The sequence below is a fragment of the Mycobacterium sp. TH-M103 genome (assembly GCF_057473785.1).
Window position 1 is genome coordinate 1 of sequence record NZ_JBYCLG010000218.1, and the last position, 23,730, is coordinate 23,730.

The 23,730-nt window shown below is 67.9% G+C and carries 22 protein-coding genes and 1 tRNA gene; 15 read left to right on the top strand and 8 right to left on the bottom strand.

Annotated features, from left to right (window positions below; translation table 11 throughout):
* Positions 1–19: 19 nt before the first annotated feature.
* Positions 20–105 (bottom strand) — tRNA-Leu (locus AC2VOR_RS12550).
* 90 nt (positions 106–195) lie between these two features.
* Between AC2VOR_RS12550 and AC2VOR_RS12555 the strand changes: the two genes are divergently transcribed.
* The 5 genes from AC2VOR_RS12555 (at position 196) to AC2VOR_RS12575 (ending at position 6,104) form a co-directional block, all read left to right on the top strand.
* On the top strand, positions 196–1,569 hold the full coding sequence (locus AC2VOR_RS12555) for a M20/M25/M40 family metallo-hydrolase (RefSeq protein ID WP_486963889.1): 1,374 nt from the start codon (positions 196–198) through the stop codon (positions 1,567–1,569).
* A 41-nt stretch (positions 1,570–1,610) separates the two neighbouring features.
* Positions 1,611–2,141: a YbhB/YbcL family Raf kinase inhibitor-like protein gene (locus AC2VOR_RS12560; RefSeq protein WP_369738818.1), complete on the top strand. Its 531-nt coding sequence runs from the start codon at positions 1,611–1,613 to the stop codon at positions 2,139–2,141.
* 482 nt (positions 2,142–2,623) lie between these two features.
* On the top strand, positions 2,624–4,369 hold the full coding sequence (locus tag AC2VOR_RS12565; protein ID WP_369738817.1) for a helix-turn-helix domain-containing protein: 1,746 nt from the start codon (positions 2,624–2,626) through the stop codon (positions 4,367–4,369).
* A 5-nt stretch (positions 4,370–4,374) separates the two neighbouring features.
* The gene (locus AC2VOR_RS12570) at positions 4,375–5,193 is read left to right on the top strand and encodes an HAD-IIB family hydrolase (protein ID WP_369738816.1); all 819 of its coding nucleotides are present in this window, start codon (positions 4,375–4,377) and stop codon (positions 5,191–5,193) included.
* Positions 5,194–5,270: 77 nt separating this feature from the next.
* Positions 5,271–6,104, top strand: coding sequence for an SDR family oxidoreductase (locus tag AC2VOR_RS12575; protein WP_486963890.1), 834 nt, complete (start codon positions 5,271–5,273; stop codon positions 6,102–6,104).
* 88 nt (positions 6,105–6,192) lie between these two features.
* On the opposite strand, the gene AC2VOR_RS12580 is transcribed toward AC2VOR_RS12575, so the two are convergent.
* The 3 genes from AC2VOR_RS12580 to AC2VOR_RS12590 are packed head-to-tail and all read right to left on the bottom strand — an operon-like array spanning position 6,193 to position 8,602.
* Entirely contained in the window at positions 6,193–7,290 is a 1,098-nt protein-coding gene (locus AC2VOR_RS12580) for a quinone-dependent dihydroorotate dehydrogenase (protein WP_369741612.1), read from the bottom strand.
* A gap of 32 nt (positions 7,291–7,322) precedes the next feature.
* Positions 7,323–7,592, bottom strand: a complete 270-nt coding sequence (locus AC2VOR_RS12585; RefSeq protein ID WP_369738814.1) for a DUF5703 family protein — start codon at positions 7,590–7,592, stop codon at positions 7,323–7,325.
* Positions 7,589–8,602, bottom strand: a complete 1,014-nt coding sequence (locus tag AC2VOR_RS12590; protein WP_369741611.1) for a YncE family protein — start codon at positions 8,600–8,602, stop codon at positions 7,589–7,591. Before AC2VOR_RS12590 ends, AC2VOR_RS12585 begins: the two co-directional genes overlap by 4 nt.
* A 163-nt stretch (positions 8,603–8,765) precedes the next feature.
* Here AC2VOR_RS12590 and AC2VOR_RS12595 point away from each other — a divergent pair, with 163 nt between their 5' ends.
* From AC2VOR_RS12595 to AC2VOR_RS12615, 5 genes are all read left to right on the top strand, one after another.
* Entirely contained in the window at positions 8,766–9,068 is a 303-nt protein-coding gene (locus AC2VOR_RS12595) for a hypothetical protein (RefSeq protein WP_369738813.1), read from the top strand.
* Positions 9,069–9,173: 105 nt separating this feature from the next.
* Positions 9,174–9,911 (top strand): histidine phosphatase family protein, encoded by a 738-nt coding sequence (locus AC2VOR_RS12600; RefSeq protein WP_486963891.1) that lies wholly within the window; start codon positions 9,174–9,176, stop codon positions 9,909–9,911.
* Between the two features lie 75 nt (positions 9,912–9,986).
* Positions 9,987–10,574 (top strand): DUF3090 domain-containing protein, encoded by a 588-nt coding sequence (locus AC2VOR_RS12605; protein WP_369738812.1) that lies wholly within the window; start codon positions 9,987–9,989, stop codon positions 10,572–10,574.
* On the top strand, positions 10,558–11,373 hold the full coding sequence (locus AC2VOR_RS12610; protein WP_369738811.1) for an SCO1664 family protein: 816 nt from the start codon (positions 10,558–10,560) through the stop codon (positions 11,371–11,373). The genes AC2VOR_RS12605 and AC2VOR_RS12610 overlap by 17 nt, the downstream gene beginning before the upstream one ends.
* Before the next feature lie 64 nt (positions 11,374–11,437).
* Positions 11,438–12,205, top strand: a complete 768-nt coding sequence (locus AC2VOR_RS12615; RefSeq protein WP_369741610.1) for a 3'(2'),5'-bisphosphate nucleotidase CysQ — start codon at positions 11,438–11,440, stop codon at positions 12,203–12,205.
* A 41-nt stretch (positions 12,206–12,246) separates the two neighbouring features.
* Here the strand turns inward: AC2VOR_RS12615 and AC2VOR_RS12620 are convergent, their stop codons facing one another.
* Complete coding sequence (locus AC2VOR_RS12620) at positions 12,247–13,050, bottom strand: PE family protein (protein ID WP_486963892.1); 804 nt, start codon at positions 13,048–13,050, stop codon at positions 12,247–12,249.
* A 361-nt stretch (positions 13,051–13,411) separates the two neighbouring features.
* On the opposite strand from AC2VOR_RS12620, the gene mshC reads away from it, so the two are divergent.
* Both mshC and AC2VOR_RS12630 read left to right on the top strand, forming a co-directional pair.
* Positions 13,412–14,659, top strand: a complete 1,248-nt coding sequence (gene mshC / locus AC2VOR_RS12625; RefSeq protein ID WP_369738809.1) for a cysteine--1-D-myo-inosityl 2-amino-2-deoxy-alpha-D-glucopyranoside ligase — start codon at positions 13,412–13,414, stop codon at positions 14,657–14,659.
* 25 nt (positions 14,660–14,684) lie between these two features.
* Complete coding sequence (locus AC2VOR_RS12630; protein ID WP_369738808.1) at positions 14,685–15,569, top strand: SDR family oxidoreductase; 885 nt, start codon at positions 14,685–14,687, stop codon at positions 15,567–15,569.
* A gap of 17 nt (positions 15,570–15,586) precedes the next feature.
* Here AC2VOR_RS12630 and AC2VOR_RS12635 read toward each other — a convergent pair whose 3' ends face one another.
* The 3 genes from AC2VOR_RS12635 to AC2VOR_RS12645 form a co-directional block, all read right to left on the bottom strand.
* Complete coding sequence (locus AC2VOR_RS12635) at positions 15,587–15,727, bottom strand: hypothetical protein (RefSeq protein ID WP_486963893.1); 141 nt, start codon at positions 15,725–15,727, stop codon at positions 15,587–15,589.
* Between the two features lie 77 nt (positions 15,728–15,804).
* Entirely contained in the window at positions 15,805–17,283 is a 1,479-nt protein-coding gene (locus AC2VOR_RS12640) for an amino acid permease (protein ID WP_369738806.1), read from the bottom strand.
* Between the two features lie 112 nt (positions 17,284–17,395).
* A complete protein-coding gene (locus AC2VOR_RS12645) occupies positions 17,396–18,331 on the bottom strand; it encodes a PAC2 family protein (RefSeq protein ID WP_369738805.1) in 936 nt (311 codons plus the stop codon).
* 466 nt (positions 18,332–18,797) lie between these two features.
* On the opposite strand from AC2VOR_RS12645, the gene metH reads away from it, so the two are divergent.
* From metH to hisG, 3 genes are all read left to right on the top strand, one after another.
* A complete protein-coding gene (metH, locus tag AC2VOR_RS12650) occupies positions 18,798–22,469 on the top strand; it encodes a methionine synthase (RefSeq protein WP_369741609.1) in 3,672 nt (1,223 codons plus the stop codon).
* Positions 22,470–22,566: 97 nt separating this feature from the next.
* Positions 22,567–22,848, top strand: a complete 282-nt coding sequence (locus AC2VOR_RS12655; protein ID WP_144948834.1) for a phosphoribosyl-ATP diphosphatase — start codon at positions 22,567–22,569, stop codon at positions 22,846–22,848.
* Between the two features lie 2 nt (positions 22,849–22,850).
* A complete protein-coding gene (hisG, locus tag AC2VOR_RS12660; RefSeq protein ID WP_369738804.1) occupies positions 22,851–23,705 on the top strand; it encodes an ATP phosphoribosyltransferase in 855 nt (284 codons plus the stop codon).
* The last annotated feature ends 25 nt before the right edge of the window (positions 23,706–23,730 follow it).

Here is a 23,730-nt window from a genome sequence, read left to right on the forward strand (position 1 = left end):
TGAGTCGTGTCGCCGGATGTGTCCGAGGGGGGACTTGAACCCCCACGCCCATTAGTAGGGCACTAGCACCTCAAGCTAGCGCGTCTGCCATTCCGCCACTCGGACAATACCAACCGCACGGGTCGGCAGCTAAGGCTATCGGATCGGCCTGCGCCCGCCCAACCCAGCTGCTGAGACGGCCCACGGCCCCCGGCAATGGTAGGAATTTGGGTTGTGACCGTTGATCGTGGGGAGGCCGGGGTTCCCGACAACCCGGGCGACGACGTCGTCGAGGTCGTCAGCAGGTTGATCCGGTTCGACACCACCAACACCGGTGAACTGGAGACGACGCGCGGCGAGGCCGAGTGCGCCCGCTGGGTCGCCGAGCAGCTCGCGGAGGTGGGCTACCGGATCGAGTACGTCGAGTCCGGCGCGCCCGGCCGGGGCAATGTGTTCGCCCGCCTCGAGGGCGCAGACAACGCCCGCGGCGCCCTGCTGATCCACGGGCATCTCGACGTGGTGCCCGCCGAGCCGTCCGAATGGAGCGTGCACCCGTTCTCCGGCGCCGTCGAGGACGGCTATGTCTGGGGCCGCGGCGCGGTCGACATGAAGGACATGGTCGGCATGATGATCGTGGTCGCCCGCCAGTTGAAGCGGGCGGGTGTCGTGCCGCCGCGCGAGCTGGTGTTCGCCTTCGTCGCAGACGAGGAGCACGGCGGTCACTACGGGGCGCACTGGCTGGTCGACAACCGTCCCGACCTGTTCGAGGGCGTCACCGAGGCGATCGGCGAGGTGGGCGGCTTCTCGTTGACCGTGCCGCGCCGCCACGGCGGCGAACGCCGGCTCTACTTGATCGAGACGGCCGAGAAGGGCCTGTCGTGGATGAGGCTGACCGCCCGGGGCCCGGCGGGACACGGTTCGATGGTGCACGACAAGAATGCCGTCACCGCCGTCGCCGAGGCAGTCGCCCGGCTGGGTCGGCACCGGTTCCCGGCGGTGATGACCGACGCCGTCGCGCAGTTCCTGGCCGCCGTGCGCGAGGAGACCGGCATCGCGTTCGACGCGGACTCACCGGATTTGGAGGGAACGATCGAGAAGCTGGGCCCGATGGCCCGCATGCTCAACGCGGTGCTGCGCGACACCGCCAACCCGACGATGCTCAAGGCGGGCTACAAGGCCAACGTCATTCCGGCCACCGCCGAAGCGGTGGTCGACTGCCGCATCCTGCCGGGCCGCAAGGCGGCGTTCGAGGCCGAGGTCGACGAGCTGATCGGCCCGGACGTGACGCGGGAATGGATCCGGGACCTGCCGTCCTACGAGACCACGTTCGACGGTGAACTGGTCGACGCGATGAACGCTGCGGTGCTGGCGCTCGACCCGGACGGCCGGACGGTACCCTACATGCTCTCCGGCGGAACTGACGCGAAAGCCTTTGCGCGCCTGGGTATTCGCTGCTTCGGCTTCAGCCCGCTGCGGCTGCCGCCGGACCTGGATTTCGCCGCGCTGTTCCACGGTGTGGACGAGCGGGTACCCGTCGACTCGTTGAGGTTCGGCACCGAGGTGCTGGCACATTTCCTGACCCATTGTTAGCCGAGTTAGCCCGAAACATCACGTCACGAGAGGAACGCCCCATGAGCTCGCCGCCCGACCCGTACGATGCGTTGCCCAAGCTGCCGACGTTCACCCTGACGTCCGACTCGATCACCGACGGCGAACCGCTGGCCACACCGCAGATCAGCGGGATCATGGGAGCGGGTGGTGAGGACGTCAGCCCGCAGCTGAGCTGGTCGGGGTTCCCCGAGGGGACCCGCAGCTTCGCGGTCACCTGCTACGACCCCGACGCCCCCACGCTGTCGGGGTTCTGGCACTGGGCGGTGGCCAACCTGCCCGCCGACGTCACCGAGTTGCCCGAGGACGCCGGCGCCGGCGGTGAACTCCCGGGTGGCGCGGTGACCCTGGTCAACGACGCGGGCATGCGCCGCTACGTCGGCGCGGCGCCGCCGCCGGGCCACGGCGTGCACCGGTATTACTTCGCGGTCCATGCCGTCGACGTCGACAAGCTGGACCTCACCGAGGACGCCAGCCCCGCCTTCCTCGGGTTCAACCTCTTCCAGCACGCGATCGCACGGGCCTACATCTACGGCACCTACGAACAGCGTTAGGGCGGCCCGGTCGGATCCCGTCGGGGTTGCGCGCGCGTGGGTTGCCGGGCGAACGCCCGGTCGGCGCCGACAATCCCATCCCGTTCGGGCCCATCCCGTTCGGGCGGTGCATCACCTCCGCGAGGCGATTGGGTAGCCTGGCTGCTGGCGGACGCTAACGTCGTCGATGCCGCAACCCCATCGTGATGAGCCAGGAAGGCCATTGATGTTTGCACTCGTCATCGAGTTGAAGGTCCGTGACCGCCACAGCCGGGCGCCGCACACGCGGCGCTTGGACGCGGTCGCCGCGACCGCCCGTTACGAGCGCGCCACCGTCGGCGTCCAACCGCGGCCCGTTCGGCGACACCCGCTCGTGGCCCCTCCGAGGGGGGCCCTGCCGTCGCGAGGCGATCGCCCGTCGAGGAACAGCGTCGGCAGACCCACGCCGCGACGGCCTCGGTCCGCGAGCGGTGCGGCCAACCGATCACCGCTCATGGGGCACCGTGGCAGAGCCTGAAGCCACCATCGCCGACCTCGTTTACCAGTACCGAGTCGAACGCGACTGGTCGCGTGAGCGGCTCGCCGAGGAGATGCGCAAACCCAGTAGCTGGCTGTCGCAGGTCGAACGTGGCGAAGTCGTCCTGACCGACGTCACCGTGCTCGACAGGTTCGCGAAGCTGTTGGGTGCCCCGCTCGGCGAGTTCATCCAAGCGGCGCTCGGGGGCGGCCCGCGTGTGCACGGAATAATCGTCGACGAATCTCAACGGAGCAATGCGGACGAAGGGCCGGACGCTCTACACGAATCGATTAAATACGAGTTGCAACGGTACGGCGTAAGCGATGTCCTGACTCTCTACGCCAATGATGACCTGGGTGAGTTGATGGATAGCTGCTCGCCCGCAGACGAGGTAATTCTCATCCGCTCTGGCCGGGAGTTGATACCGTCGGTGGTGCGGCTCTTGACGTTGAGGTCGGTTCGCTTGCCCTCCCATTTCATCGTGTGGGATCCCAACGACAACGGCCGCATAGCCGCCGCCCGTCTCGCGTGTGGGGATGTGCTGCAGATAAATTGCAGCGATCCCCGTGATTTCGACTGCGAACTCCGGAAATTGAGTAGCACGAGGAATCTTCACCAATACACGGTTGATGAACTCGTGGCCAACGATGCGGTCCGCGTCGGGGGCTCGTTCGCAAAGTCGGGTGTGCAGAAATATTTTCGTAAGCAAGCCGAAGGCCGCGGTTCGGTGAAGTTGGGTGACGAGAAGCGTTTCTATGGGCGACTTCCGGAACCGCTTCGCCGCCATTATCCCAAGTTATTGTTTTCCCACGAAGAGGGCGATGCCGTTTGTATCGGGCTCGACTATGTCGGTTACCCCAATCTCCGTGATTTATTGCTGAATCTTCGTATCACACCCGAGCGGGCGGCGTCCGTACTCAGAAAGGTCCTCGATTATGAATACAACGAGGTGTATCTCGGACATTTGACGGAGACACCCTCGACCTATGTGCAGGATTATCATTTCAGTCGTGTCTGGAATCGTCTCGGGGTTACTATCGACCTGGACCCAGGATTTGCTCCGCTGATAGAGAGTCGTTGCCTGCAGGTCAACGGACGTGTTATTCCTAACATCCCGGCGATGCTGTTTGAGCTGGAGCGGAGCGGTCGTGCGGTGGCGGAATTGGCGCCCCCCGGGGTGTCGCCCTACATTCATGGCGATTTGCATCTGGAGAACATCTTGTACGACCAGGAGTCGGACAAGTTCTGGTTGGTTGATCCGCGTGGCTATCCCGCGTGCGATATTTACTATGACATCGGGAAGTTGGCCCATAGTTACAACGGAATGTACGACTTGCTGCACGAGGGCCGACATGAGGTAAGGCATCGTGTCGTGAACGACACCGTCGTGGTCGACCTGGGCTTCAGATCGCCGTATCTCGTCGGACTGTACCGGCGGTTGAAGGACTCCATGCAGGGCGTCGTCGAAGAAGTTCTGGGCGCCGATTTTGACGAAATGGATCTGAAGATCAACTTCAACGAGGCCATGCATTTCTGTTCTGACATGCCATTTCACATAAATGCCGAGGCCTCGCCGAATGTCGCCGTGGCCATATACGCGACGGGCGCGTTGCTTCTGGCGGACGTCCTCGGAAAACTGTCGATTGACCTGCCGTTCTCAAGCCAATTCCAGCACCGCGGATTGAGCCGCATGAATGACGTCAATCACGATGCGTGGCGACTCGAGGGATAGCAGACATGCACGATGTCCACGCGCGTCTCGTCGCCTTCGACGTCGACGGCACGTTGCTGGATTCGGAAAATCCTGTTTCCGATGTCACCGCAGCGTCCCTTCGGAAACTGCAGAAGCGAGGACTCCAGATAGTTCTCGTCAGCTCGAGACCGATTGCCTCACTGGAACTTCTTGCGCGTGGTTTGGGGTTGGATGCGCACTTGATAGCGTATAACGGCGCCCTGGCCAGAACCGCGTCCGGCCGGCAGCTGACCGCTGAGAGTTTCGGAGTCGACGGGCGTCTGATTGACGTCCTCCGCACATTTTCGAATATGGGCGGCGCGGTGAACCTCTATGTGAGTGACGGATTGCACTGGATGGCGTTCGGGCAATCCACCCTCATCGAAGTCGAAGAGCGGGCGACAGGTTTGACGGCCGACTCCCGACTCCCCTCGGATGCGCTGCAGGATACGGTCGGTATTTCAGTTTTGAAAGTTATGTGCCGGGGGAACGAATCGGCCTGCAGACGGCTACTCGGCGATATGGAAGCATTTCCCGACCTGGACGCCGTGGCGAGCGGCTTGGATTGCTGTGACATCCAGGCCAAGGGCGTCGGGAAGGCTGATGCAATGACGGTACTGTGCCGGCATCTCGGCATAGCGCCGGGCGACGTCGTGGCCTTCGGCGACAGTGATTCCGACGCGCCGATGCTGTGCATGGTCGGCTACGGGGTCGCGGTGGGGGCCGCGACCGCCCGTGCGAGAACGGCGGCGCGCGAGCACATCGACGGCCCGGGCTCGAACGCCCTTGCCGGGTGGTTGGACAGGATCGTGACGTCCGACTGATGTGGGACGAACGATGGCGACGGTGGGCGCGATGAAATTCGGGTCCAGCTGAGATGGCGACGTCTCGTCGCACCGACGTGCTGATCCTCGGGGCGGGTGGCCGCGTCGGGGAAGCGTTGGGCCGGCTGCTCCCCGGATACGGCTTGTCGATCAGCAGTGCGTCGCGCCACCCGCCGGTGGCGAACGTTCACGGCGTCGACGTCCGCTCCGCCGGGGACGTCGTCGAGTGTGTCGAAGCCGTGCGGCCCCGGGTCGTGATCTACGCTGCGGGTTTGTCCGACCCGGATCGGTGCGAGCGGGATCCGTCGGCCTCCTACGACGTCAACGTGCGGGGCGTGCGCCATGCGGCCGCCGCGGCGTCGCGTATCGGCGGTCGCATCATCTACTATTCGTCCGACTACGTATTCGGGGCGCCCGGGTCTTACCGTGAGGACGCCCAGGTGTCGCCCCAGCAGGTTTATGGACGTCACAAGGTTGAGGCGGAGCAGTTTCTCCTCGACGACGGCGACCATGTCGTGCTGCGGCTTCCTCTGCTGTTCGGGAGTAGAGATTTTGTTGCTGAAGCCGTCAACGCGACGGTGAAGGGCCTACCTCTTCGATGCGACGAGCGCCGACGGTTTCCGATTCCGCTGGACCATGTTGTTCAGGTCACCGCCATGACCATCGCGACGCATGTCCGGCGCGGCGTATATCACGCCGTCGGCGTCGACGGGCTGACGAAGTTGGAGTGGGCAAACTACATCGCCGGGCTGCTCGGCAAACGCGCGCCGGCTGTGGCGGTGGCAACCGAGAGGTCATGCGCACGGCGACCGGTGGATGTTGAGCTCTCGACACGCCATCCAGAAATGCGCGCTGCCGCCGGAACGGTGTGGTCGGCCACCCGGGTGCGGGTCGCCGAACTGACAGCCTGATCGAACGTGCGCCGCAACACCCGCCGCGAGAACCACATCGGGGGCCGGGCACACGCACTCTCGCGCCGGCGGATCGCCGACGGCCGGTTCACGCCGCCGGGCCCTCCCGCCTGGCCGCCGAGCCGACGGCATCGGCCAGGCAGGCGAACCCTCCCTCGTGTAGCCGGTGGGCGATGCCATCGTGAATGTGCTTGGCCCATAGCGGGCCGTCGTAGATGAAACCGGTGTAGCCCTGCAGCAGCGAGGCCCCGGCGGTGATGCGTTCCCACGCGTCGTCGGCGGTCTCGATGCCCCCGACGCTGATCAGCACCAGTCGGTCGCCGACCCGCGCGTGGAGCCGGCGCAGCACCTCGACGGCGCGGCGCGCCACCGGTGGTCCCGAGATGCCACCCGGGCCCAGCCGGTCGACGCCGGGGGTGCTCAGTCCGGTGCGCGACACGGTGGTGTTGGTGGCGACGATTCCGGCCAGGCCCAACTCGATGGCCAGGTCCGCGATGTCGTCGACGTCGGAATCGGACAGGTCCGGGGCGATCTTCACCAGCACCGGGGTCGAGGACCCCGGGGCTGTCGAAACTTCCGCAAGGACGGCCGCCAGGATGGGCCGCAGCGACTCGACGGCCTGCAGGTCGCGCAGTCCGGGCGTGTTCGGCGAGCTCACGTTGACCACCAGGTACGACGCGAGGGGGCCGACCAGGCGGGCGCTGGCCCGGTAGTCGTCGACGGCGTCGGCGGCCGGGGTCGTCTTCGTCTTGCCGATGTTCACCCCGATCGGCACCGCGGCACGGTGCTGGGCCAGCCGGACCGCGAGCGTGCCCGCGCCGAGGTTGTTGAAGCCCATCCGGTTCAGCAGGGCCCGGTCGGCGGGCAGCCGGAACATGCGGGGGGCCGGGTTGCCCGGCTGCGGGCGTGCGGTGACGGTGCCGACCTCGGCGTACCCGAACCCGAGGGCGCCCCACGTGCGCAGCCCCGTGCCGTCCTTGTCGAAACCGGCGGCCAGCCCCAGCGGACCCGGGAACCGCACCCCGAACACGGTGCTGGCCAGCACCGGATCGGAGGGAGCCAACAGCCGGTGCAGCGCCCGGCGCACCGGGGCGACGGCCGCCGCGCCGCGCAGCAAGGCGAAGACCAGCATGTGGATACGCTCGGGCGGAACGGCGAACAGCAGCCGGCGCACCAGACCGTATATGCGATGGGCGGATTCGTGCCGCTCGACGGCCGTCACAGTTCCGGCTGGTCGGGCCGGCGCCCGGTGGCGTCGGCCCTGTCCAAGCGAGTCTTCTTGCGGCGCAACAACACCCGTCGGCTGCCGTCGGTGTAGAGCCGCACGCGGGTCAGCTCCCAGCCGCGGTATTCGGCCTCGATCGACAGGCGGGTGGACGCGCTGATCCGGGTGACGTCCGGGGGCAGGCGCAACGGCGCCCACTCGTATTCGTCGGACATCTCGGTGTCCCAGCCCGCGGGCAACGCCGCTCGGCGCGGCGCGCTCAACGCCCGCCCGCCGCGTGCTCGATGACCTGGACCCCCGCACCTGACCCCGACACCACGTACAGGGTGCCTGACGCTTCGTCAAAGGCCAGCGAGTTCGGTTGCTGCACGGTTGGGTAATGCACCCTTTCGACGGGAATTCCGGTGGACAGATCGTAACCAACCACCGTATTCGATTCGGTCCGGGATACCCAGGCCAACTCGCGGGAACCGGCCAGGCCGTAGGGGGACTGCCGCACCGGGTAGGCCTGGTGCAGCATCAGCGGGTTGACGCTGTACACCAGCAGCTGGCCGCCGCGGGTGTCGGCGGCCAGCACCACGCCCAGCGGGTCGGCGGCCAGGGTGGTCGCGCCCTCGCCTGCCCGCAGCGCCTGCTGGGCGCGGCCGTCGGCGCCGATCGCCGTCACCGAGGTCTGTCCCCGGTCCAGCACCACCGTGGTATCGCCTTGGGCGACAAGGGCATCCACGCGCGCGAAGATCTTGCTCCGACTGGCGACGGTCGCGGTGCCGTCGCGGTCCGGGGTGGTGGCGCCGAGGATGTAGACCGCGCCGTCAGCGCTGCCGAGCACCAGCTTGCCATCGGCGCGTTGGGCGATCGCGGTGAACTGGGTCTGCTCGGCCCCGGCGACCCGCGCGTGGGCCGTGTGGCCGGTGGCCACGTCGACCACGAAGTACCCGCCGTCGGTAGGCAGGTAGACCGTGCCGTGGCCGTCGCCGGTCAGCGCCGCCGCCGGACCCGGCAGAGTGACGAGACGCGGCGCGCCCCGCGGATCGCCGAACGCGGTCAGCGCGGACGGGGCCGCCGCGTCGGGGCCGGGTGTCAGGACCACCAACTGGTGGGTGGCCGCGTCGAAAACCGCCGCCGTGGCGTGTCCGGCCAGTGGCCGTACCGAACCGGCCGGCTCCTGCGACGGCGGCGGCGACACGGCCGGCCGGGCCGGTTCGATCGTGGGTGGAGGGGCCTCGAGCGGATTCGAGGAGCACGCCGTGAGCAGCGTCAGCAACCCCAGCAATGTGGCAACGCGCCGCTGAACAGGTCGCTCACCGGATTTCTGTCGTGACGGCAACGGGCAACCTCGGGTCGGATAACGGAAAGGTCAATTCTAAGGAACGGTTTCGTATCCGATACGGCCATGTAGGCGACACCGGGCCGTACCGGAGAGGTATGTTCCCCACATGACCGTCACCGTTGACCGGCATGTCGTAGACGACCATTTCGCGGTCGAGGACATGTTGACGGGGATTTTCGCCAGTGGCTACGGGCGGGTCGGAGACGGGCGTAGTTTCTCCTTCCGCATCGAGCACGGATCGCTCGTCGTCGAGGTGTACCGGCCGCGCCTGGCCGGGCCGGTTCCGCAGGCCGAAGAGGTGGTCGCCACCGCGGTCCGCGGCCTGGTCGACATCGACCTCACCGACGAGCGCAGCCTGACCGCGGCGGTGCGCGACTCGGTCGCGCACGCAGTGCCCGTCTCACGCTAGTCAGGTCGGTCGGCAGCCCTGGGCACCAGGTACCGTCGTCGTCGTGACTGCGGTTTCGACGACGGCTCGGCTCCCTGGCGTCGTCTCGGCTGCGCTGGCCGCGGCATGACCGTGATGTTGGTGCGGCACGGCCGGTCCGCCGCAAACACCGCGGGCGTCCTCGCGGGCCGGTCCGAGGGCGTCGATCTCGACGACAGGGGACGCGAACAGGCGGCCGGCCTGATCGACCGGATCGGCGACCTGCCGATCCGCGCGGTCGTCTGCTCCCCCCTTCTGCGCTGCCGGCGCACCGTCGAACCGCTCGCAGAGTCCCTGTGCCTCGAGCCGCAGGTCGACGACCGGCTCGCCGAAGTGGACTACGGGGAATGGACGGGTCGCAAGCTGGGCGACTTGGCGGGCGAGTCGCTGTGGAAGGTGGTCCAGGCCCACCCCAGCGCGGCGGTGTTCCCCGGCGGCGAGGGGCTGGCGCAGGTCCAGGCCCGCGCGGTGGCCGCCGTACGCGAACACGACCGCCGGCTGGCCGAGCAACACGGGGCCGACGCGCTGTGGGTGGCGTGCACCCACGGTGATGTCATCAAGGCGGTGATCGCCGACGCCTACGGCATCCATCTCGACGGCTTCCAGCGCGTCACCGCCGACCCGATCTCGGTCAGCGTCATCCGCTACACCGAGCTGCGGCCGTTCGTGCTGCACGTCAACCACACCGGTGCGCGGCTATCGGCCGCGTTGCGGGCGGCGCCCACCCCCAAGGACGACGCCCGGGAGGAGCCGGGACAGGCGCAGGAACAATCGTCCGGGGCGGTGCCGGCCGGCGACGCGGTGGTCGGCGGCTCGACCGACTGATTTCGCCGCCGCGCGACGATCGGGTCCCCCATCGGATCGCACGGCGACGGCAACAGCCGGTATTTTGGAAGTGCCATGCCCCGCGCAATTCACGTCTTCCGCACCCCCGACCGATTCGTGGCCGGGACCGTCGGCCAGCCCGGCAATCGCACGTTCTACATCCAGGCCGTGCACGATGCGCGGGTGGTGTCCGTGATGTTGGAGAAGCAACAGGTTGCGGTGCTGGCCGAACGCATCGGTGCGCTGCTGCTCGAGGTGAACCGCAGGTTCGGTACGCCCGTGCCGCCGGAGCCCTCCGAGATCGACGACCTCAGCCCGCTGGTCACGCCCGTCGACGCGGAGTTCCGGGTCGGCACGATGGGGCTGGGCTGGGATTCGGAGGCCCAGACGGTGGTGGTCGAACTGCTGGCGGTCACCGACGGCGAGTTCGACGCCTCGGTGGTGCTCGACGACACCGAGGAGGGCCCCGACGCCGTACGGGTGTTCCTGACGCCGGAGTCGGCGCGCCAGTTCGCCAGCCGCTCCAACCGCGTCATCTCCGCGGGACGCCCGCCCTGCCCGTTGTGCGAGGAACCGCTGGACCCTGACGGTCACATCTGCGCGCGCACGAACGGCTACCGGCGCGGCGCGCTGCTCGGGCCCGGCGATGACGTCGACGAATGACCGGCGAGAGGTGCTGCGCGACGGCGAGCTGACGATGCTCGGACGGATCCGCTCGGCCAGCAACGCCACCTTCCTGTGCGAGGCGAGCCTGGGCCGCTCGACCGTGCACTGCGTCTACAAGCCCGTCTCGGGGGAGCAGCCGCTGTGGGATTTTCCCGACGGGACCCTGGCCGGCCGGGAGGTCGGCACCTACCTGGTGTCGGTGCAGCTGGGTTGGGACATCGTGCCCTACACCGTGATTCGTGACGGGCCCGCCGGCCCGGGCATGGTGCAGCTGTGGGTGCAGCAACCCGGCGACGCGGTCGGCGCCGATCCCCGGCCGGGACCGGACCTGATCGATTTGTTTCCCGCCGGCAAGCCGCAGCCGGGTTATCTGCCGGTGCTGCGGGCCTACGACTACGCCGGCGACGAGGTCGTCCTGATGCACGCCGACGACCTTCGGCTACGGCGGATCGCGGTCTTCGACATCCTGGTCAACAACGCCGATCGCAAGGGCGGTCATGTCCTGTCCGGGATCGACGGGCGGGTCTACGGGGTCGACCACGGTGTCTGCCTGCACGTCGAGAACAAACTGCGCACGGTGTTGTGGGGCTGGGCCGGCAAGCCGATCGACGACGCGACGTGCGAGGCGGTCGCCGGCCTCGTCGACGCCCTGCGCGGTTCGTTGTGCGACGAATTGGCCGGGCACGTCACCCCGGCCGAGATTCTGGCCCTGCGCGGGCGCGCCCAGGCGCTGCTGGACAAGCCGGTGATGCCCGAACCCAACCGGCACCGCCCCATTCCGTGGCCGGCCTTCTGACGCGGACTCCGACGCCGGCTCCGGCGTCGGCGATACTGGGACGGTGAGCCCCGGCGCGGATGAGATGACCGATGCCGCACTAGCCGCCGATCTCGCCGCCGACGCCGGGGAGTTGCTGCTCAAGGTGCGCGAGGAGATCGGCTTCGGTCATCCGTGGATGCTCGGCGACGCGGGCGACCGGCTGGCCAACGACCTGTTGCTGCGGCGGCTGCGCGCCGAGCGTCCGGGCGACGCGGTGCTCAGCGAGGAAGCCCACGACGACCTGGTCCGGCTGCAGCGCGACCGGGTGTGGATCGTCGACCCGCTCGACGGCACCCGGGAGTTCTCCACCCCCGGCCGCGACGACTGGGCGGTCCACGTCGCGTTGTGGCAGCGGCCCACCGACGGCCAGCGCGAGATCACCGACGCCGCAGTGGCATTGCCGGCCCGCGGCAACACGGTGTACCGGAGCGACACGGTGACCGCCGACGCCGCGCGCGTCGGCGTCACCGGCACCATCCGGATCGCGGTCAGCGCCACCAGGCCGCCCGCGGTGCTCTACCGCATCCACCAGATGCTGCCCATCCAGCCCGTGGCGATCGGTTCGGCGGGCGCCAAGGCGATGGCCGTGATCGACGGCGAGGTCGACGCCTACGTGCACGCCGGCGGGCAATGGGAGTGGGACTCGGCGGCGCCGGCCGGGGTGTTGATGGCCGCCGGCATGCACGCGTCGCGCCTCGACGGTTCCCCGCTGCGCTACAACCAGTACGACCCCTACCTGCCCGACTTCGTGATGTGCCGTGCCGAGCTGGCGCCGATTCTGCTCGGAGCGATACGCGACGCCTACCGGTGACCAGCGGCCACGCCGAGGCTGCACGTCTCCTCGGCGGCCGACTACATGTAGGGGTACCACTGCCGCAATAGCAGGTTCAAGTCGCCGATGAGCGGCTGGACGGGCAACAGTCTCCCGTCGAACATCAACGAGAGCGCGGTGATTTGGGGGGACCCGGTGCCGTTCACGGGAAGGAACCCGCCGATCGAACCCCCTGCGTACCAGGACGGACCGAGCCCGTTCAACACGGCGGAGAACGCACCGGAGAGTTCATTGAGGGATCCGTATCCGGTGGCCGAAATCGATGAGCCGCTTCCAGCGAAGTCTCCCGACAATATGCCGTTGAGCGCAGAGAAGTTCTCGTTCCCGTTGCCTGAGAACACATTTACTGAACCGTGCGGACCGTTGAAGCTAAGGCTTCCCTGAATTATTCCGGAAAATCCACTGTTCGTGAGGGTGAGCGTCTGATTCGCTGTTATCGTGAACGGGCCGAACGGGATGTTGAAGGTCTGCTCGTTAAGGCCGATGACGGCGAGCGCGGCCGGTGTCGAGGTCCCGTTGATCGAATTCGCGACAGTTTCAGCATTAGTAAACTCGGCATTCAGATACTGTGCCGCCCCGTGGCTCAATAGGCTAACAAATTGATCATGAAAAGCCGCCGCCCTGGTGCTTAGGGCCTGGAATTCTTGCGCGTGCGCACCAAAAAGGGATGTGACTGCCCTCGACACCTCATCAGAGGCCGGCGCCGCGATCGCGGTTGTTCTGCTCGCCGCCGCCACCGTCGCGCTGCGCAGGGCAGCGTTGAGGTCCTCCAATTTTGCGGCTGCTCCCGATATGGCGTCCGGCTCGATGCTCAACACCGACATGGCTTTCTCCCCTCTCGGAAAGGCGGCCCGCGAAGACGGGCCGGTAAATATTGTCGCGAATCAAATCCTAACAAGATATTCGCGTTATTGGCCGTCTGAATTTTTCGACCGCTTTTCTAGCTCGAAAACCAATGGGGGAGTCGTTGGTCCTGGTTCGGTATCGCTGACTCAACAATGCACTGCGAATTCGCGTTCTAATCGTGCAGAATTGCGCGGTGAGGACGCGCGACACGACTTTCGGTTTGTAGGGGGTGTCCATGCGGCCCGTTCCGGGCCGCCTCGTCGCCGCGCTGGGTTGGATTGCGCGCCTACTCAGCGGCCCGTTCCGGGCCGCATCGTCGCCGCGCCTAAAGTCGGGGGCATGCAGTCGTGGAGTTCTCCCGGGGTTCCGGAGTTGCCCGGACGCGGCCCGGAGCTGCGGCTCTATGACACCTCCGACCGTCAGGTCCGCCCGGTGACGGTCGGCACCGGCCCGGGCGCGGTCGCCGGCATGTACGTCTGCGGGATCACGCCGTATGACGCGACCCACCTGGGGCACGCCGCCACCTACCTGACGTTCGACCTCGTGCACCGGTATTGGCTGGACGCCGGTCACGACGTCCGCTACGTGCAGAACGTCACCGACGTCGACGACCCATTGTTCGAGCGCGCCGACCGCGACGGCATCGACTGGCGAGAGCTCGGCGACCGCGAGGTGGCCCTGTTCCGCGAGGACATGGCCGCGCTGCGCGTCCTGCCGCCCCACGACTACGTCGGCGCCACCGAGGCGATCGCCGAGGTCGTCGAACTCGTCGAGAAAATGGTCGCCGCCGGGGCGGCCTACACCGTCGAGGACGAGTACCCCGACGTCTACTACCGCGCGGATGCCACCCTGCAGTTCGGCTACGAGTCCGGCTACGACCGCGAGACCATGCTGCGGCTGTTCGCCGAGCGTGGCGGCGACCCGGATCGGCCGGGTAAGTCCGACGCGCTCGACGCCGTGCTGTGGCGGGCCGCGCGGCCCGGGGAGCCCAGCTGGCCGTCACCGTTCGGGGCCGGCCGGCCCGGCTGGCACGTCGAATGCGCGGCGATCGCGCTCAGCCGCCTCGGCAGCGGACTGGACATCCAGGGCGGTGGCAGCGACCTGATCTTCCCGCATCACGAGTTCACCGCCGCCCACGCCGAATGCGTCGGGGGCGAGCGGCGTTTCGCGCGCCACTACGTGCACGCCGGGATGATCGGCTGGGACGGCCACAAGATGTCCAAGAGCCGCGGCAACCTGGTCCTGGTCTCGGCGCTGCGCGCGCGGGGCGTCGAGCCGGCGGCCGTCCGGCTCGGCCTGCTCGCCGGGCACTACCGCGCCGACCGGTTCTGGAGCGAGCAGGTGCTCGCCGAGGCGACGGCGCGGCTGCGGCGCTGGCGCACCGCCGCGGCGCTGCCGGCGGGCCCGGACGCCGCCGACGTCCTCGCCCGGCTGCGGCGCTACCTGGCCGACGACCTGGACACCCCCAAAGCCCTTGCTGCCCTTGACGGTTGGGTCACCGACGCGCTCGAATACGGCGGCCACGACACCGCCGCGCCCCGGCTGGTCGCGACCGCGGTCGATGCGCTGCTCGGGGTGGACCTCTAGGCGGCGCGGCGGTACCTTTTCGGCCATGACATCGCTGCAGGGCAAAGTCGTCTTCATCACCGGTGGCGCCCGGGGGATCGGGGCCGAGACCGCCCGCCGGCTGCGCGACAAGGGCGCCAAACTCGTGCTGACCGACCTGGACAAGGTCGAGCTCGACACCTTGGCCACTGAGCTCGGCGAGGACGTGGTGCTGACCGCGGTCGCCGACGTGCGCGATCTGCCCGCCATGCAGGCGGCGGCAGCGAAGGCCGTCGAACGCTTCGGCGGCATCGACGTCGTCGTGGCCAACGCCGGCATCGCCAGCTACGGATCGGTGCTGCAGGTCGATCCCGAGGCGTTCAAGCGGGTGCTGGACGTCAACGTGCTGGGCGTTTTCCACACCGTGCGCGCCACCCTGCCGTCGGTGATCGACCGTCGTGGCTACGTGCTCGTCGTCTCGTCGCTGGCGGCATACGCCGCAGCCCCGGGGCTGGCGCCCTACAACGCGTCGAAGGCCGGCGTCGAGATCCTGGCCGACGCGCTGCGCCTGGAGCTGGCCCACCGGGGCGTCGGGGTGGGCTCCTCGCACATGTCCTGGATCGACACCGCGCTGGTCCGCGACACCAAGACTGACCTGCCCTCCTTCGCCGAGCTGCTCGCCAAGCTGCCGTGGCCGCTGAACAAGACGACCACCGTCGACAAGTGCGCCGACGCCCTGGTGAAGGGCATCGAGGGCCGCCGGGACCACGTCTACTGCCCGCCCTGGGTCGGCGCGTTCCGCTGGCTCAAACCGGTGCTGTCCACCCCGGTCGGGGCACTGCCCATCCGCAGGACCACCGCCGAGTTGCTGCCGCGGATGGACGCCGAGGTCGCCGCGCTCGGCCGCTCCACGAGCGCCTACAACGAGGATTTGCAGAAGCCCGGGGCCTGACCCGTCCGCGCCCGGCGTCAGGACAGGTCGCGAAAGACGAGCGCGAAGCCGACCACGGCGATGAGCGCCGCGGCGCCGTACCCGATGGCCGACCACCAGCCCGCGTGCAGGTACGCGGTGGCCGCGACGACGGCGATGGCCAAAAAGACCATGGCCATTCCGTACAGCGGGGGTGTGGCGGCGTAGCGGTTGCGAATGGCGGTTCACTCCTGCGGGCGGGGTTCGGCGACGGGCATCAGTCTCGCGGGTGCACCGGCGGGTTGGCAATCGGCGGCTGCGGCACCGTGCGCCGATCCGCGACGGCCATGACGCGGTGGCGCACCACGTACCACCCCACGACCAGGGCCGGGACGATCACCAGCAGCGATGCCACCGTCCACGTGCCGATCGGTGCGTCGAAGCCCATCAAAACCAGGATGGCGACCAGGAACGCCAGGGTCGCGTACCCGCTGTACGGCGTCAGCGGCATGCGGAACCGCGGGCGCTGCAGGAGCCCCGCGCGCGCCGCCCGGCGGAGCTGAAGCTGGCACAGCACGATCGTGGCCCACGACGCGATGATGCCCAGCGCTGCGACGTTGAGCACGATCTCGAACGCCTCGCCGGGGTTGAAGGCGTTCAGCGCGATCCCGAATAGGCAGATGACGGCCGTCATCGCGATGCCGCCGTAGGGCACGCCGTTGCGGGACATCCGCTTCGCGAACTTCGGGCCGCTGCCGCTCATCGCTATCGAATGCATGACGCGGCCGGTCGAGTAGAGGCCCGCGTTCAGGCTCGACAGCGCCGCGGTGAGGACCACGATGTTCATCAGGTCCCCGGCGCCGTAGAAGCCGACCTTGGAAAAGAACGTGACGAACGGGCTCTCCCCGGCCTTGTAGGCGGTGTAGGGCAGCAGCAGGGCGAGCAGGGCGACCGACCCGACGTAGAACACCGCGATGCGCGCGATCACGGAGTTGATGGCCCGCGGCATGATCTTCTCCGGTTCCGCGGTCTCCCCGGCCGCGGTGCCCACGAGTTCGACCGCGGCGTAGGCGAACACGACGCCGGAGGTGACCACCAGCAGGGGCGCCAGCCCGGTCGGGAAGAAGCCGCCATGGCCCGTCCAAAGACTCAATCCGGTGCTGCGCCCGTCGATGGAATAGCGGCCGGCGAGAAAGACGGTCCCCACGACCAGGAAGGCGATCAGCGCGAACACCTTGATCAGCGCAGCCCAGAACTCCAGCTCGCCGAACCATTCCACCGAGATCAGGTTCATGCCCAGGATGGCCGCCAGGGCGATCAGGGCCAGGAGCCATTGGGGGACGACGGCGAAAAAGCTCCACCGGTGCAGGTAGGTGGCGATCGCGGTGGTGTCCACGATCGACGTCATCGCCCAGTTCAGGAAGTACATCCACCCGACGACGTACGCGGCCTTCTCGCCGAAGAATTCCCGCGCGTAGGACACGAATGAGCCCGACGACGGGCGGTGCAGCACCAACTCGCCCAGGGCTCGCAGGATCAGGAAGACGAAGACACCGCACAACGCGTAGACGAGGAACAGCCCGGGCCCCGCTTTGGCGAGCCGCCCGCCGGCGCCGAGGAAGAGTCCGGTCCCGATCGCACCCCCGATGCCGATCATCTGCAGCTGCCGCGGCTTGAGTCCCTTGTGATAGCCGGCCTCTTCGCCGAGGGGGTCCCCGCCGGGCGCCGGACTGTCGGGATCGGGGCACGCGGCCATGCGGGTCCTATCGTCGTCGCTTACGCCGTCCGGCTGGGTTTGCCCTTGAACTGCCGATTTTTTCGCATCGCCGATGACGGCAAATTGTGGCGGTCTCGTCGGTGGGGCGGACTCAGCGCCCGTATCCGGGGCGGCGGCGGCGCAGATAGCGTTCGAAATCGGCAGCCAGCGCGTCGCCGTCGATCTTGCCCAGGACTTCGCTCATGTCGACCTCGGCGTCGCGCTGCTCCAGCGACTCCACGTATTCGGCCAGGTCCTCGTCCTCGGCGGCCACCTCGGTGATCGACTGTTCCCACTCCTCGGCCAGCGCGGGCAGATCGCCCAGCGGAACCTCGATGTCGAGCACCTCTTCGACGCGCCGCAGCAGCGCCACCGTCGCCTTCGGGTTGGGCGGACTCGACACGTAGTGCGGCACCGCCGCCCAGAACGTCACCGCGGGGATCCCGGCGGCCACGCACGCGTCCTGGAAGACCCCGGCGATCCCGGTCGGCCCCTCGTAGCGCGTTTCCTCCAGGCCGAACAGCTTCGCCGACTCCGGCGAGTAGGCCGCGCCGGAGACGGGCACCGGTCGCGTGTGGGGCGTGTCGGCCAGCAGGGCGCCGAGGATCACGACGGTGTCGACGTTGAGCTTGTCGGCGATGGCCACCAACTCGGCGCAGAAGGTGCGCCAGCGCATGTTGGGCTCCACCCCGTGCATCAGCACCACGTCGCGGCCACTGCCCGGCGGCCGGCAGTGCGAGATGCGCATCGCCGGCCACACCAGCTCGCGGGTGACGCCGTCGATCTGGCGGATCACCGGACGATTCACCTGGTAGTCGTAGTACGCCTCGTCGTCGATCTCGACGATGGCCTCCGCTTCCCAGATGGCCTCGAGGTGCTCGAGCGCGTCGCTGGCCGCGTCACCGGCGTCGTTCCAGCCCTCGAACGCCGCCACGACGACGGTGTTGCGCAGTTCGGGCAGCGCGGCACCGCCCTCGCGCCCGCCATCCCTCCAAGTCACAGAATCAGGGTACGGCGTCCCCCGGCGACGACGCGGGCCGTGCGGCATGCGGGTCGGGGGCGGCGGACCCCGCCGCCGGGGGCGAGCCCGAATCCATAGGACGGCTATCCTTAAGCGGGTGGCAGCCGAAAACAAACCCCAGCGTGCGGTGGCCGGCTACGACGCGGTCGAGCCGAAATACGTTCGGCAGCCATTTGGTTAAGCTGGGTAACTACCGACATGGCCGACAAGATCCGCGAGCTGGCGCTCAAGGGCTTCGCAATCGCCGAGCGGGTCGGGTCGAGCTGGGCGTCCAGACGTCGGGTGGCGACGTAGACTCCTCTGGTCGAGAGGCGTTGCAACGGTTCCGGCTGCCTACCGGTATCCGCCACGCTCGGCGAAGTCAAGGACGCCTTCCACTACGGAAGGAACGTACGTGAACGCCTCCAACAGCGCCCCGGCTTCAGAGACCTTCGAGCCGCACATCCGGCCGGACTGCACCCACGAACTGACCACGGCACTGCGTCGGCGGATCATGGTGATCGACGGCGCGATGGGCACGGCGATTCAGCGCGACCGGCCGGACGAGGCCGGTTACCGCGGCGACCGGTTCACGGAGTGGCCTACCGCTCTCCAGGGCAACAACGACTTGCTCAGCCTGACGCAGCCGCACATCATCGCCGGGATTCACCGCGAGTACCTCGAGGCGGGCGCCGACATCCTGGAGACCAACACGTTCAACGCGAATGCGATCTCGCTCGCCGACTACGACATGTCCGATTTGAGCTACGAGCTGAACTACGCCGGCGCCGCACTGGCCCGCAGGACCGCCGACGAGTTCAGCACCCCGGACAAGCCCCGCTACGTGGCCGGAGCAATCGGGCCGACCACGCGGACCGCGTCGATCTCGCCGGACGTCAACGACCCCGGGGCCCGCAACGTCTCCTACGACCAGCTGGTCGCCGCCTACCTCGAATCCGCCAACGGGCTGGTCGACGGCGGTGTCGACCTGCTCATCATTGAGACGATCTTCGATTCGCTGAATGCCAAGGCGGCGGTGTTCGCCGTCGAGACGCTGTTCGAGGAGCGCGGACGCCGCTGGCCGTTGATCATCTCGGGCACGATCACCGACGCTTCCGGGCGGACGTTGTCCGGTCAGGTCACCGAGGCGTTCTGGAACTCGATCCGGCACGCGAAGCCGCTCGCGGTCGGCCTCAACTGCGCCCTGGGTGCGCCGGAGATGCGCCCCTACATCGCCGAGGTGTCGCGGATCGCGGACACCTTCGTCTCCTGCTACCCGAACGCCGGACTGCCCAACGCCTTCGGCGAGTACGACGAGTCCCCGGAACGTCAGGCGAGCTACATCGCCGATTTCGCCGACGCCGGCCTGGTCAACCTGGTCGGTGGGTGTTGCGGGACGGCGCCGCCGCACATCGCCGAGATCGCCAAGGTCGTCGAGGGCAAGCCGCCGCGCGAGGTGCCGAAGATCCCGTTGGCCACCCGGCTTGCGGGTCTCGAACCGCTCAACATCACCGACGAGTCTCTGTTCGTGAACATCGGTGAGCGCACCAACATCACCGGCTCGGCCCGGTTCCGCAACCTGATCAAGGCCGAGGACTACGACACCGCGCTGTCGGTCGCCCTGCAGCAGGTCGAGGTCGGTGCGCAGGTCATCGACATCAACATGGACGAGGGCATGATCGACGGCGTCGCCGCGATGGACCGGTTCACCAAGCTGGTCGCGGCCGAACCGGACATCAGCCGCGTCCCGGTGATGATCGACTCCTCCAAGTGGGAGGTCATCGAGACGGGCCTGAAGAACGTGCAGGGCAAGCCGATCGTGAACTCGATCTCCCTGAAGGAGGGCGAGGAGAAGTTCGTCCGCGAGGCGCGGTTGTGCCGCAAGTACGGCGCCGCCGTCGTCGTGATGGCCTTCGACGAGCAGGGGCAGGCCGACAATCTGGAGCGCCGCAAACAGATCTGCGGGCGCGCCTACCGGATCCTGACCGAAGAGGTCGGCTTCCCGGCCGAGGACATCATCTTCGATCCGAACTGCTTCGCGCTGGCGACCGGTATCGAGGAGCACGCGACCTACGGGATCGACTTCATCGAGGCCTGCGCCTGGATCAAGGAGAACCTGCCCGGCGTGCACATTTCCGGCGGTATCTCGAACGTGTCGTTTTCGTTCCGGGGCAACAATCCCGTCCGCGAGGCGATCCACGCGGTGTTTTTGTTCCACGCCATCAAGGCCGGCCTGGACATGGGCATCGTCAACGCCGGTGCGCTGGTGCCCTACGACTCGATCGACCCGGAGCTGCGGGACCGGATCGAGGACGTCGTCCTGAACCGTCGCGAGGATGCTGCCGAACGGCTCCTGGAGATTGCCGAGCGGTTCAACTCCTCGGAGAAGAGCGAGGGCCCGGCGACCGCCGAATGGCGCAACCTGCCGGTCCGCGAGCGGATCACGCACGCCCTGGTCAAGGGCATCGATGCCCACGTCGATGACGACACCGAGGAGTTGCGGGCCGAGATCGCCGCCGCCGGTGGCCGCCCGATCGAGGTGATCGAGGGCCCGCTGATGGACGGAATGAACGTCGTCGGTGACCTGTTCGGCTCGGGCAAGATGTTTTTGCCCCAGGTCGTCAAGTCGGCCCGGGTGATGAAGAAGGCCGTGGCGTACCTGCTGCCGTTCATCGAGGCGGAGAAAGAGCAGAACGGCACGGCTGGGGCTCCCGAGGCCAAGGACACCAGCGGCACCATCGTGATGGCGACCGTGAAGGGCGACGTGCACGACATCGGCAAGAACATCGTCGGGGTCGTGTTGCAGTGCAACAACTTCGAGGTGATCGACCTCGGGGTGATGGTGCCCGCCGAGAAGATTCTGGCCGCGGCGAAGGAGCACGACGCCGACATCATCGGGCTGTCCGGGCTGATCACCCCGTCGCTGGACGAGATGGTCAACTTCGCCGCCGAGATGGAACGCGAGGGGCTGGATATCCCGTTGCTGATCGGCGGGGCGACCACCTCGCGCGCCCACACGGCCGTGAAGGTGGCGCCGCGCCGCAGCGGCCCGGTGGTGTGGGTCAAGGACGCATCCCGCTCGGTGCCGGTCGCCGCCGCGCTGCTGGACGACAAGCAGCGTCCGGCGCTGCTGGAGGCCACCGAGCAGGACTACGCATCGCTGCGCGAACGGCACTCCCAGAAGAACGAGCGGCCGATGCTGACGCTGGAGAAGGCCCGCGCCAACCGGACGCCGATCGAGTGGGACGGCTACACGCCGCCGGTACCCGCCCAAGGGCTCGGCGTGCGGGAGTTTCACGACTATGACCTCGCCGAGTTGCGCGATTACATCGACTGGCAGCCGTTCTTCAACGCCTGGGAGATGAAGGGCCGTTTCCCCGACATCCTCAACAACCCCTCCACCGGCGAGGCCGCCCGCAAGCTCTACGACGAGGCCCAGGAGATGCTCGACACCCTGATCAAGGAGAAGTGGCTGACCGCCAACGGGGTGATCGGCTTCTTCCCGGCGAACGCGGTCGGAGACGACATCGAGGTCTACACCGACGACACCCGCACCAAGGTGCTGACCACGTTGCACAACCTGCGCCAGCAGGGCGAGCACCGGGACGGCATCCCGAACCGGTCGCTAAGTGACTACATCGCGCCCAAGGACACCGGCCTGGCCGACTACGTCGGCGCCTTCGCCGTCACCGCGGGCCTGGGCGGCGGGGACAAGATCGCGGAGTTCAAGGCGGCCAACGACGACTACAGCGCGATCCTGCTGGAGTCGATCGCCGACCGGCTGGCAGAGGCGTTCGCCGAACGGATGCACCAACGGGTCCGCAAGGAGTTTTGGGGATTCCAGCCCGACGAGCAGTTGGACAACGCGGCGCTCATCGACGAGAAGTACGTCGGGATCCGCCCGGCCCCTGGCTACCCGGCCTGCCCGGAGCACACCGAGAAGCTGACGCTCTGGGAGTTGATGGAGGTCAAGGAGCGGACCGGTATCGAGTTGACCGAGTCGATGGCGATGTGGCCCGGCGCCGCCGTCAGCGGCTGGTATTTCTCGCACCCGCAGTCGCAGTACTTCGTGATCGGTCGGATGGCCCAGGACCAGGTCGCCGACTACGCGAAGCGCAAGGGCTGGACCCTGCGGGAGGCCGAGCGCTGGCTGGGCCCGAACCTCGGCTACAACCCGGAGGACTGAGCCCCTCGCCCGGCCGCCGAGCGCGCGTGTTTGTACGGGGACACGCCGGTGAGGGTGGCATTCTGCGCACCCTCGCGACGAGCGCGGCGGGCGCAGCATGACAGAATCGCTGGCCGTGAAAACCTTCGAGGATCTTTTCGCCGAACTCGGCGACCGCGCCCGCACCCGACCGGCCGGCAGCGCCACGGTCGCCGCGCTGGACGGCGGGGTGCATGGGCTGGGCAAGAAGATCCTCGAGGAGGCCGGCGAGGTCTGGCTGGCCGCCGAGCACGAACCCGACGACGCCCTGGCCGAGGAGATCAGCCAACTGCTGTACTGGACGCAGGTGCTGATGATCGCGCGCGGACTGTCCCTCGACGACATCTACCGGAAGCTGTGAGCATGTTGCGCGTCGCGGTTCCCAACAAAGGTTCGCTGAGCGAGCCGGCCTCCGAAATCCTCGCGGAGGCCGGCTACCGTCGCCGCAGCGACCCCAAGGACCTGACGGTCCTCGACCCCGTCAACCAGGTCGAGTTCTTCTTCCTGCGCCCCAAAGACATTGCGATCTATGTCGGTTCGGGAGAACTCGATTTCGGGATCACCGGACGCGACCTGGTGTGCGATTCCGGTGCGGCGGTGCGCGAGTGCCTGGCGCTCGGCTTCGGGTCGTCGAGCTTCCGCTACGCCGGGCCGGCGGGTCGCAAGTGGACGATGGCCGACCTGGCCGGCAAACGCATCGCGACCGCCTACCCGAACCTGGTCCGGAAAGATCTGGCCGAGCGGGGAATCGAGGCGACCGTCATCGGGCTCGACGGCGCGGTGGAGATCTCGGTGCAACTCGGGGTCGCCGACGCCATCGCCGACGTGGTGGGGTCCGGGCGCACCCTGAGCCTGCACCACCTCGTCGCCTTCGGTGAGCCGCTGTGCGATTCGGAGGCGGTGCTGATCGAGAGCATGGACTACGACGCCCAGCAGGCCAGGGCGGCACGCGACCAGCTGGTGGCCCGGATCCAGGGTGTGGTGTTCGGCCAGCAGTACCTGATGCTCGACTACGACTGCCCGCGCTCGGTGTTGGACCAGGCCACCTCGATCACGCCGGGGCTGGAGTCGCCGACCATCGCGCCGCTCGCCGACCCGGCCTGGGTCGCCATCCGCGCGCTGGTGCCACGACGGGGCGTCAACGAGGTCATGGACGAGCTCGCCGCGATCGGCGCCAAGGCGATCCTCGCCTCTGACATCCGGTTTTGCCGGTTCTGACGGCGGGTGCGGCTCGCGCGGCTGT

Excerpts from the sequence above, each read along its gene's own strand:
- metH (WP_369741609.1), top strand. The coding sequence starts at position 18,798 with ATGGTGATCGACGGCGCGATGGGCACGGCGATTCAGCGCGACCGGCCG.
- AC2VOR_RS12620 (WP_486963892.1), bottom strand. The coding sequence starts at position 13,050 with ATGTCGGTGTTGAGCATCGAGCCGGACGCCATATCGGGAGCAGCCGCA.
- AC2VOR_RS12600 (WP_486963891.1), top strand. The coding sequence starts at position 9,174 with ATGACCGTGATGTTGGTGCGGCACGGCCGGTCCGCCGCAAACACCGCG.
- AC2VOR_RS12655 (WP_144948834.1), top strand. The coding sequence starts at position 22,567 with ATGACAGAATCGCTGGCCGTGAAAACCTTCGAGGATCTTTTCGCCGAA.
- AC2VOR_RS12610 (WP_369738811.1), top strand. The coding sequence starts at position 10,558 with ATGACGTCGACGAATGACCGGCGAGAGGTGCTGCGCGACGGCGAGCTG.
- AC2VOR_RS12595 (WP_369738813.1), top strand. The coding sequence starts at position 8,766 with ATGACCGTCACCGTTGACCGGCATGTCGTAGACGACCATTTCGCGGTC.
- AC2VOR_RS12615 (WP_369741610.1), top strand. The coding sequence starts at position 11,438 with ATGACCGATGCCGCACTAGCCGCCGATCTCGCCGCCGACGCCGGGGAG.
- AC2VOR_RS12570 (WP_369738816.1), top strand. The coding sequence starts at position 4,375 with ATGCACGATGTCCACGCGCGTCTCGTCGCCTTCGACGTCGACGGCACG.
- AC2VOR_RS12645 (WP_369738805.1), bottom strand. The coding sequence starts at position 18,331 with ATGCCGCACGGCCCGCGTCGTCGCCGGGGGACGCCGTACCCTGATTCT.
- AC2VOR_RS12640 (WP_369738806.1), bottom strand. The coding sequence starts at position 17,283 with ATGGCCGCGTGCCCCGATCCCGACAGTCCGGCGCCCGGCGGGGACCCC.
- AC2VOR_RS12630 (WP_369738808.1), top strand. The coding sequence starts at position 14,685 with ATGACATCGCTGCAGGGCAAAGTCGTCTTCATCACCGGTGGCGCCCGG.
- AC2VOR_RS12605 (WP_369738812.1), top strand. The coding sequence starts at position 9,987 with ATGCCCCGCGCAATTCACGTCTTCCGCACCCCCGACCGATTCGTGGCC.
- AC2VOR_RS12555 (WP_486963889.1), top strand. The coding sequence starts at position 196 with ATGGTAGGAATTTGGGTTGTGACCGTTGATCGTGGGGAGGCCGGGGTT.
- AC2VOR_RS12635 (WP_486963893.1), bottom strand. The coding sequence starts at position 15,727 with ATGGCCATGGTCTTTTTGGCCATCGCCGTCGTCGCGGCCACCGCGTAC.
- hisG (WP_369738804.1), top strand. The coding sequence starts at position 22,851 with ATGTTGCGCGTCGCGGTTCCCAACAAAGGTTCGCTGAGCGAGCCGGCC.
- AC2VOR_RS12560 (WP_369738818.1), top strand. The coding sequence starts at position 1,611 with ATGAGCTCGCCGCCCGACCCGTACGATGCGTTGCCCAAGCTGCCGACG.
- mshC (WP_369738809.1), top strand. The coding sequence starts at position 13,412 with ATGCAGTCGTGGAGTTCTCCCGGGGTTCCGGAGTTGCCCGGACGCGGC.